Source organism: Enterobacter sp. PI-10, from assembly GCF_027947695.1.
Classification (GTDB): Bacteria; Pseudomonadota; Gammaproteobacteria; order Enterobacterales; family Enterobacteriaceae; genus Enterobacter; species Enterobacter vonholyi.
The window spans coordinates 913654-921519 of sequence record NZ_JAJNOG010000001.1; the positions used below are offsets into that span (position 1 = coordinate 913654).

Genomic DNA, 7866 nt, shown 5'->3' on the forward strand with positions numbered 1-7866 from the left:
GCATTTTTCACATAACGGGTTAACTATCGTTCGATGTGGGCTGCTGGCGACCAAAAATGACCTCCATTCTGGCACCGCCCAGCAGGCTCTCGCTGGTTTCGATTTTCCCGTCGTACTGGTCGACAATCTCGCGCGCGACGGCTAATCCTACGCCCTGTCCTGGACGTAACGTATCGGCGCGCTGCCCGCGATCGAACACCACGTCACGCTTATTGCGCGGGATCCCCGGGCCATCATCCTCAACGATAATATGCAGCTCGGTTTCCGTCTGGCGCGCTGATACTTCCACGAACTCCAGGCAGTATTTGCAGGCGTTATCCAGCAGGTTACCCATCACTTCCATGAAGTCATTTTTTTCACCCACAAAGCTTATCTCTGGCGAGATATCGAGGCTGATATTCACCCCTTTACGCTGATACACCTTGTTGAGGGCGGACGTGAGGTTATCCAGAAGCGGGGCAACCGGGTGCAGCTCGCGGCTCAGCAGCGCGCTGCCGGAACGCATGCTGGCGCGATGCAGGTAATAGCCAATTTGCTGTGAAATACGGCTGATCTGTTCCAGCATCACCGGCTCAGCATCGTCGACGCTCAGCTTCGAACTGCGCATTGAACGGAGGGTACTTTGCATGACCGCGAGCGGGGTTTTCAGGCTGTGGGTCAGGTCGGTAAGCGTCGTACGGTATTTATCATAGCGTTCGCGTTCGCTTTTCAGCAGGCGGTTGAGGTTTCGCACCAGGCTGGTGAGCTCGCGCGTGGTTTCCGGGTTCAGCTTCTCGCGATGATGTTCCTCCAGCTCGCGAACCTCTTTCGCCAGTGATTCAATGGGGCGCAAGCTCCACCATGCCGCCACCCACAGCAGCGGGATCACCAGCAGGAGATTCGCAGCCAGAACATAGATGAACCAGCTCCAGACCATATAAGAACGCTTCAGCTCGACCGGAATGGTGTCGATCACCACAATGGTCAGCTGCGGCATGTTTAGCGTCGCCGGATAGAGGTTAATCGCGACGGAGTGCGTCATCTCCGTTTCGGCATTGTCGGCGCGGATCTCGTTCAGCTTTTGCTGCAGGGAGCGATCTTCACGGATCAGCGAGCTGGTGGTGTTGAGATCGGCTTCAATTTCATGAAACCCGTTGGTTCTGAGCCAGTCCGGACGAATGCTTTTGACCAGCCATGGGATGTCACGCTGCGCCCACAGTAGCTTGCCCTTTTCGTCATAAATCAGGGCCAGCGTTGGACTCTGCTGGTTGAGGTTTTCCGGCATTTCGACGGTGATTTGATTGTTTTCCCACTTCGCCAGGGTATAAAAAAGATTGCTTTCGCCACGCAGCAGTCGAAAGGTGGTTTTATCAAAGCTGACGCTGTAGCCCACCAGGGCGACCATGCCGTAGGAGAGCGACAGCACCAGCACGACGGCGGCCGTTGCCAGTAAGAAACGAACCCTCAGGGAGAGGGGCAGAATATGGCGTAAAATCCGTCTCATTTAGCGTAATTCGAACAGGTAGCCCTGGCCACGGACGGTGGTAATGACATCCTGCGGATACTGCGCCTGAATTTTCTTGCGCAAACGCCCCATCAGCACGTCAATGGTATGGCTCTCGCGCAGTTCCGCATCAGGGTAAAGCTGGAGCATTAAGGAATCTTTGCTTACCACTTTGCCGTTGTTACGGATCAGCGTTTCCATAATGGTGTATTCGAAGGCGGTAAGCTTGATCACTTCATCATTGATCGCTAACTCCCGACGGGAAAGATCGACCTGGAAAGGCGGGATGGAAATAACCTGTGAGGCCAGCCCGCTATTGCGGCGTAACAGCGCCTGCATGCGCGCCGCCACCTCTTCAATATGAAACGGCTTGGTGACGTAATCATCCGCACCCGCGCTGAGCACTTCGACCTTATCCTGCCAGCCTTCACGGGCGGTCAGAACCAGAACCGGTAGGGAGACATCGTGGCTGCGCCAGCGGCGAATCAACGACAGACCGTCTTCGTCAGGCAGCCCTAAATCGACAATGGCGATATCCGGCAGGTGTTCATTGAGATAATAATCGGCTTCTTTTGCGTCTTCAGCATCGTCCACCTGATGTCCCATCTCCTGAAGCTGAACCTTCAGGTGATGACGTAGCAATGCGTTATCCTCAACAACCAGTACGCGCATCATCTCTTCTCCCTAAATAATTGGTATGAATAGTTTAACGCTGATTATGTTGTTTTGGGGATAAACATTGAGTAAACCGGGGAAAAGCATCCCCCTTTTCGGGCGAAAAGGGGGAGAGGGGCGTTACTTCAGCTCGTCGACCATGGTGATGGCGCGGCCAATGTAGTTCGCCGGAGTCATCGCCTTCAGGCGCGTTTTCTCTTCTTCCGGCAGCGCCAGACCGTCGATAAACTGCTTCATGCCTTCGGCGTCAACGCGTTTGCCGCGGGTCAGCTCTTTCAGTTTTTCGTACGGTTTTTCGATACCGTAACGACGCATCACGGTCTGAATCGGCTCCGCCAGCACTTCCCAGTTGTGATCCAGCTCGTCCAGCAGACGGTCACGGTTTACTTCCAGTTTGCTTACGCCTTTCAGGGTGGACTGATACGCGATCAGCGCGTAGCCGATGCCCACGCCCAGGTTACGCAGTACGGTGGAGTCGGTCAGGTCGCGCTGCCAGCGGGATACCGGCAGTTTGCTCGCCATATGCTGCAGCACGGCATTCGCCAGGCCCAGGTTGCCTTCGGAGTTTTCGAAGTCGATTGGGTTTACTTTGTGCGGCATGGTGGAAGAGCCGATTTCACCCGCGATGGTTTTCTGTTTGAAGTGGTTCAGGGCGATGTAGCCCCACACGTCACGATCGAAGTCGATCAGGATGGTGTTGAAGCGCGCGATGCAGTCAAACAGCTCGGCGATATAGTCGTGCGGCTCAATCTGGGTGGTGTACGGGTTCCACTGAATGCCCAGAGAGGTCACGAACTCTTCGCTGAACTGGTGCCAGTCCACTTCCGGGTAAGCGGCGATGTGGGCGTTATAGTTACCGACCGCGCCGTTGATTTTGCCGAGGATCTCAACCTGTTCCAGCTGACGATACTGGCGCTCCATACGGTACGCGACGTTGGCCATCTCTTTACCCATCGTGGACGGGGTGGCTGGCTGGCCGTGAGTACGGGAGAGCAGCGGAATGTCGCGGTATTCCACGGACAGCGCTTTTACTGCGTCGATGATTTTACGCCAGTAAGGCAGCACCACCTCTTTGCGCGCGGTGGAGAGCATCAGCGCATGGGACAGGTTGTTGATGTCTTCAGAGGTACAGGCGAAGTGAATGAACTCAGACACGGCGTGCAGCGCAGGGACGCTTTCCACTTTCTCTTTCAGGAAGTACTCAACCGCCTTCACGTCGTGGTTGGTAGTGCGTTCAATGGTTTTAATGCGCGCGGCGTCTTGTTCGCTAAACTCAGCAACGATTTTATCAAGGTAATCGTTTGCCTTTTCGTCAAAAGCAGGAACTTCCTTGATTGCTGCCTGGGCGGCCAGCTTTTGCAGCCAGCGTACTTCAACCTGAACACGGAACTTCAGCAAACCATATTCGCTGAAGATCCCGCGCAGCGCGCTGACTTTATCGCCGTAGCGTCCATCGACAGGGGATACGGCGGTCAGTGAGGATAATTCCATAATTCGCAACTCCGGGAGGTTAACAATGAGCAAGAATTTGTTTTGCCTGAGTGGTCAGGCGATTACGAGAAAACATTAACTGCAGGCGGCCACCACCGACCTGGTGCCACAGCACGGCGGCGCGGATCCCAGCCAGCAGGGACGCGCGCACTTTTGCCTGTACCTGCGGACTTTGCAGCACGGCAGGGGAGCCGGTGACCTGTATACGCGGTCCCAGCGGGCTGATGACGTCAACATAAATGCCGGCCATCGCGCTGAGCAGCGTTTCGGACTGCAGATCAAAATGGTCGAGCTGACGCTGTAACCCGGCAATGCGATCGCCCAGGGTATTAAGCGCGCCTTTTGCTGCGCTCAGCTTACGCTCCAGCACCATCAGGCTCAACGTGTAGCGGGTCAGCTCTGCGTTTAATCCCTGACGGCTGCTGGCGTTAAGCACGCCAAGCAGGGTTTCAAGACCGAGACGAAGATTGGTTTCACTGCCGCCGAACACGCCCAGGGTCGAGCCGGGGTTAAGATCGATAACGCTGTTCAGTGAAACGTGCAGGGCATCAGCGTCGCAATGACCCTGATGCGCGAGCTGTTGCACCAGACGGGCTGACTGGCAAATTCCCGCCAGCGCCAGGGTGATGTCATAATAGTTCTTCGCCACACGGTCTCCTTTATGTGTGCAATCGTATTAAACAGCAGGCAGCGGCAGGCGCTGTTCAATGATCCCGCCGCCCAGGCAGATCTCACCGCTGTAGAAGACAGCAGACTGACCTGGGGTGACGGCGGCAACCGGCTCGTCGAAGCGCACGTCAATGCGATCGTCATCGAGCGCGGTAACGGTGCAAGGAATATCGGTCTGACGGTAGCGTGTTTTCACCGTGCAGCGCAGCGTGCCTTTCAGCGGCTCACGATCGACCCAGTGCAGCTGCTGCGCGATCAGGCCAACGGACATCAGACGCGGATGGTCGTGACCCTGAGCAACAACCAGAATATTGTTTTCGACATCTTTGTCGACGACGTACCACGGATCTTCGCTACCTTCTTTCGTCCCGCCGATACCCAGGCCTTTACGCTGGCCTAAGGTGTGGTACATCAGCCCCTGGTGCTGGCCAATCTCTTCCCCGTCGACGGTGACAATTTTACCCAGCTGTGCGGGCAGGTAGCGCCCCAGGAAATCGCGGAATTTACGCTCGCCGATGAAGCAGATGCCGGTAGAGTCTTTTTTCTTCGCGGTGATCAGGTCCAGCTCTTCGGCGATTTTACGCACCTGCGGCTTTTCCAGCTCGCCGACCGGGAACAGGCTCTGGGCGATCTGCTCGTGGCTCAGCGTATAGAGGAAATAGCTTTGATCTTTGTTGCCGTCCAGACCGCGCAGCAGCTGGCTTTTACCATTCACGTCTGCACGACGCACGTAGTGGCCGGTCGCGATGTAGTCAGCGCCCAAATCTTCCGCGGCGAATTCCAGGAAGGCCTTAAATTTGATCTCTTTGTTGCACAGAATATCCGGGTTCGGCGTGCGGCCCGCTTTGTACTCTTCGAGGAACAGTTCAAAAACGTTGTCCCAGTATTCTGCGGCAAAGTTAACGGTGTGCAGTTCAATGCCAAGCTTATCGCATACGGCCTGCGCGTCGGCAAGATCCGCTGCGGCAGTGCAGTATTCCTCGCCGTCATCTTCCTCCCAGTTCTTCATGAACAGGCCCTCCACCTTATAGCCCTGTTGCTGTAACAGGTAGGCGGAAACGGAGGAATCGACACCGCCGGACATGCCGACGATCACTTTTTTCTGGCTGTTATCTGACATGGAATACTCACGACATTGAACTTCAAGGCGGCGTATTCTATCACGCCCCCCCACCATTGGCACCCTCTGTAAACGGCCAGTTAAATGCGCCGATGACATCCAGCGGCAGGCGTGCGCCTGACTGCCAGCAGCGAATGCTTTCCGCAACCAGCGGGGAGCGCAGGTTTGGCGCGTTCAGGATCTCGTCGGCGGTGACCCACAGACAGCGGTTGATATCGTCATCCTGCGGCTCAGTGGCGCACGTTTCGCTAAGCTCAACGGCGAATAAAAAGCGCAGGAATGGGGTGCTGTCGGGCGCAATCCACTGGTGCATACGGATGAAGTGCTGGGGTTCAGCGTGAATACCGGTCTCTTCCCACAGCTCGCGTTTCGCTGCCTGCAGCAGGGTCTCATTGGCTTCAAGGTGTCCGGCAGGCTGGTTCCACAGCGCTTTGCCGTTAATGATCTCTTCGACAACCAGGAATTTACCCCGGGCGTGGACCACGCAGGCAACCGTAACATGAGGTTTAAACATAGTGACTCCTTAAGGGGTGACGTCGCGCCATTCGCCGTTTGCCAGCGTTTCCAGCGTGTAGCTGCCCATGGCGTAGCGAATCAGACGCAGGGTAGGGAAGCCGACATGTGCGGTCATGCGGCGAACCTGACGGTTGCGGCCTTCGTAAAGGGTGATTTTGAGCCAGCTTGTCGGGATGGATTTGCGTTCACGAATCGGCGGATTGCGCGGCCACAGCCACTCCGGTTCATTCACGCGTTCAATACCTGCGGGCAGGGTTGGGCCGTCGTTCAGCGTGACGCCTTTGCGCAATTTTTCCAGCGTTTGTTCGTCCGGCTCGCCTTCGACCTGGACGAAGTAAATTTTGCCGGTGCGTTTGCCCGGCTGCGTGAGCCTCGCCTGCAGCGCGCCGTCGTTGGTTAAGACCAGCAGGCCTTCGCTGTCGCGGTCCAGACGCCCGGCTGCGTAGACGCCCTGAACGGGAATAAAATCCTTCAGCGTGCTGCGCCTGGCTTCATCGGTAAACTGCGGCAAAACATCGTAGGGTTTATTGAACAAAATAACCCGCTTTGGCTGGGTTTCTTGCGGTCTTCTGGCGGCTTGTCGTGAGCTGAATCGCTCAACCCGGTGTTTTGTAAAAGAAGTTTTCTTCATGGTATTTTCAGGCGTTATCAATTGCCGCATTATAGCCTAATAACGAAGACCTTTCATGGCGCAGGACAATCAGGTACTATCGAAGGGCTCATTACAATTTATTAACATAAGATCAGTAACAACCAGAAGCGCTCGAAGGAGAGGTTAATGGAAAGCAAAGTAGTTGTTCCGGCGGAAGGTAAAAAGATCACCCTGCAAAACGGCAAGATTAACGTTCCTCACAATCCGATTATCCCGTTCATTGAAGGTGACGGAATCGGTGTAGACGTTACCCCGGCGATGCTGAAAGTGGTTGATGCCGCTGTTGAGAAAGCCTACAAAGGCGAGCGTAAAATTTCCTGGATGGAAATTTACACCGGTGAGAAATCTACTCAAGTTTATGGCCAGGACGTCTGGCTGCCAGCAGAAACGCTGGACCTGATCCGCGACTACCGCGTTGCTATTAAAGGCCCACTGACGACGCCAGTTGGCGGCGGTATCCGTTCCCTGAACGTGGCACTGCGTCAGGAGCTGGACCTGTACGTGTGTCTGCGTCCGGTTCGTTACTATCAGGGCACCCCAAGCCCGGTTAAGCACCCTGAACTGACCGATATGGTTATCTTCCGCGAAAACTCAGAAGACATCTACGCGGGTATCGAATGGAAAGCGGACTCTGCTGACGCAGAAAAAGTGATTAAATTCCTGCGCGAAGAGATGGGCGTGAAGAAAATTCGCTTCCCTGAGCATTGTGGTATCGGCATCAAGCCATGTTCCGAAGAAGGGACCAAGCGTCTGGTGCGTGCGGCGATTGAATACGCTATCACCAACGACCGCGACTCTGTGACCCTGGTTCACAAAGGCAACATCATGAAGTTCACCGAAGGCGCGTTCAAAGACTGGGGCTACCAGTTGGCGAAAGAAGAGTTCGGCGGTGAGCTGATCGACGGCGGCCCATGGCAGAAGATCAAGAACCCGAACACCGGCAAAGAGATCGTCATTAAAGATGTGATCGCCGATGCGTTCCTGCAGCAGATCCTGCTGCGTCCTGCAGAATACGACGTGATTGCCTGTATGAACCTGAACGGTGACTACATTTCTGACGCCCTGGCAGCGCAGGTTGGCGGTATCGGTATCGCCCCTGGCGCGAACATCGGTGATGAATGCGCCCTGTTCGAAGCGACACACGGTACTGCACCAAAATACGCGGGTCAGGACAAAGTGAACCCAGGCTCTATCATCCTGTCTGCAGAAATGATGCTGCGTCATATGGAATGGTTCGAAGCCGCAGACCTGATCGTTAAA

Annotated in this window: 8 protein-coding genes; 1 reads left to right on the forward strand and 7 read right to left on the reverse strand. The window is 55.3% G+C overall.

The genetic code is table 11. From position 1 onward, the window contains the following. Window positions 1–19: 19 nt before the first annotated feature. The 7 genes from phoQ to rluE all read right to left on the reverse strand — a co-directional run bounded on the left by phoQ (window position 20) and on the right by rluE (window position 6615). Window positions 20–1483 carry a two-component system sensor histidine kinase PhoQ gene (gene phoQ, locus LRM19_RS04430; RefSeq protein ID WP_111965562.1) on the reverse strand — a complete coding sequence of 488 codons (1464 nt, stop codon included), beginning with the start codon at window positions 1481–1483 and terminating at the stop codon, window positions 20–22. Beyond that, entirely contained in the window at window positions 1484–2155 is a 672-nt protein-coding gene (phoP, locus tag LRM19_RS04435) for a two-component system response regulator PhoP (RefSeq protein WP_028019015.1), read from the reverse strand. It abuts the gene before it with no gap. A 123-nt stretch (window positions 2156–2278) separates the two neighbouring features. Further along, window positions 2279–3649 (reverse strand): adenylosuccinate lyase, encoded by a 1371-nt coding sequence (purB, locus tag LRM19_RS04440; RefSeq protein ID WP_008500757.1) that lies wholly within the window; start codon window positions 3647–3649, stop codon window positions 2279–2281. 19 nt (window positions 3650–3668) lie between these two features. Further along, the gene (hflD, locus tag LRM19_RS04445) at window positions 3669–4298 is read right to left on the reverse strand and encodes a high frequency lysogenization protein HflD (RefSeq protein WP_013097081.1); all 630 of its coding nucleotides are present in this window, start codon (window positions 4296–4298) and stop codon (window positions 3669–3671) included. A 27-nt stretch (window positions 4299–4325) separates the two neighbouring features. Continuing rightward, a complete protein-coding gene (gene mnmA, locus LRM19_RS04450; protein ID WP_271367669.1) occupies window positions 4326–5438 on the reverse strand; it encodes a tRNA 2-thiouridine(34) synthase MnmA in 1113 nt (370 codons plus the stop codon). 40 nt (window positions 5439–5478) lie between these two features. Beyond that, window positions 5479–5952 (reverse strand): NUDIX hydrolase, encoded by a 474-nt coding sequence (locus LRM19_RS04455; protein ID WP_271367670.1) that lies wholly within the window; start codon window positions 5950–5952, stop codon window positions 5479–5481. Window positions 5953–5961: 9 nt separating this feature from the next. Beyond that, the gene (gene rluE / locus LRM19_RS04460; RefSeq protein ID WP_271367671.1) at window positions 5962–6615 is read right to left on the reverse strand and encodes a 23S rRNA pseudouridine(2457) synthase RluE; all 654 of its coding nucleotides are present in this window, start codon (window positions 6613–6615) and stop codon (window positions 5962–5964) included. Window positions 6616–6732: 117 nt separating this feature from the next. On the opposite strand from rluE, the gene icd reads away from it, so the two are divergent. After that, a partial coding sequence (gene icd, locus LRM19_RS04465; protein ID WP_271367672.1) for an NADP-dependent isocitrate dehydrogenase occupies window positions 6733–7866 on the forward strand: 1134 nt, incomplete at its 3' end.

Excerpts from the sequence above, each read along its gene's own strand:
- phoQ (WP_111965562.1), bottom strand. The coding sequence starts at position 1,483 with ATGAGACGGATTTTACGCCATATTCTGCCCCTCTCCCTGAGGGTTCGT.
- phoP (WP_028019015.1), bottom strand. The coding sequence starts at position 2,155 with ATGCGCGTACTGGTTGTTGAGGATAACGCATTGCTACGTCATCACCTG.
- purB (WP_008500757.1), bottom strand. The coding sequence starts at position 3,649 with ATGGAATTATCCTCACTGACCGCCGTATCCCCTGTCGATGGACGCTAC.
- mnmA (WP_271367669.1), bottom strand. The coding sequence starts at position 5,438 with ATGTCAGATAACAGCCAGAAAAAAGTGATCGTCGGCATGTCCGGCGGT.
- LRM19_RS04455 (WP_271367670.1), bottom strand. The coding sequence starts at position 5,952 with ATGTTTAAACCTCATGTTACGGTTGCCTGCGTGGTCCACGCCCGGGGT.
- rluE (WP_271367671.1), bottom strand. The coding sequence starts at position 6,615 with ATGCGGCAATTGATAACGCCTGAAAATACCATGAAGAAAACTTCTTTT.